At 58.4% G+C, this 1,020-nt stretch carries 1 rRNA gene; it reads right to left on the bottom strand.

The window, feature by feature from the left end:
• Positions 1-743: ribosomal RNA gene (locus ACF1AK_RS36485) — 23S ribosomal RNA — on the bottom strand; the annotation flags it as partial.
• Positions 744-1,020: the final 277 nt, after the last annotated feature.

The following is a 1,020-nucleotide window of genomic DNA, read 5'->3' as shown; positions in this document are numbered from 1 at the left end:
GGACTCGCTTTCGCTACGGCTACCCCACACGGGTTAACCTCGCTACACACCGCAAACTCGCAGGCTCATTCTTCAAAAGGCACGCAGTCACGGCCGGACAGCAAGCTGCCCGACGACGCTCCCACGGCTTGTAGGCACACGGTTTCAGGTACTATTTCACTCCGCTCCCGCGGTACTTTTCACCATTCCCTCACGGTACTATCCGCTATCGGTCACCAGGGAATATTTAGGCTTAGCGGGTGGTCCCGCCAGATTCACACGGGATTTCTCGGGCCCCGTGCTACTTGGGTATTCTTCAAGCGAGCCGTACAGATTTCGTCTACGGGGGTCTTACCCTCTACGCCGGACCTTTCGCATGTCCTTCGACTATCCATACGGTTTCTGACTCGCCGACCGGCCGGCAGACCGGTCAAGAAAAAACCCACGACCCCGAAACGGCAACCCCTGCCGGGTCTCACACCATTCCGGTTTAGCCTCATCCGGTTTCGCTCGCCACTACTCCCGGAATCACGGTTGTTTTCTCTTCCTGCGGGTACTGAGATGTTTCACTTCCCCGCGTTCCCTCCACACTGCCTATGTGTTCAGCAGCGGGTGACAGCCCATGACGACTGCCGGGTTTCCCCATTCGGACACCCCCGGATCAAAGCTCGGTTGACAGCTCCCCGGGGCCTATCGCGGCCTCCCACGTCCTTCATCGGTTCCTGGTGCCAAGGCATCCACCGTGCGCCCTTAAAAACTTGGCCACAGATGCTCGCGTCCACTGTGCAGTTCTCAAACAACGACCAGACACCCACCTCACCAAGCATGGGACCGGCATCCACTGAGGTACGTTTCCGTTCCCTCAGGACCCAACAACGTGCCCGACACGACCCGGACCATGACTCTCTTCCACGCCGAAGCAGTACTAGGAGACAAGTCCGAAACCGTGCCGAATAGTCAACGTTCCACCCATGAGCAACCGTGCAGGACACTCGCCTGCAACCGGCATATTGCTCCTTAGAAAGGAGGTGATCCAGCCGC

It is taken from the genome of Kitasatospora sp. NPDC015120 (genome assembly GCF_043080305.1).
In the GTDB taxonomy this organism is placed as follows: Bacteria; Actinomycetota; Actinomycetes; order Streptomycetales; family Streptomycetaceae; genus Kitasatospora.
The sequence above is the reverse complement of the archived record's forward strand: the minus strand, read 5'-3'. Positions and strand labels throughout refer to the sequence as shown.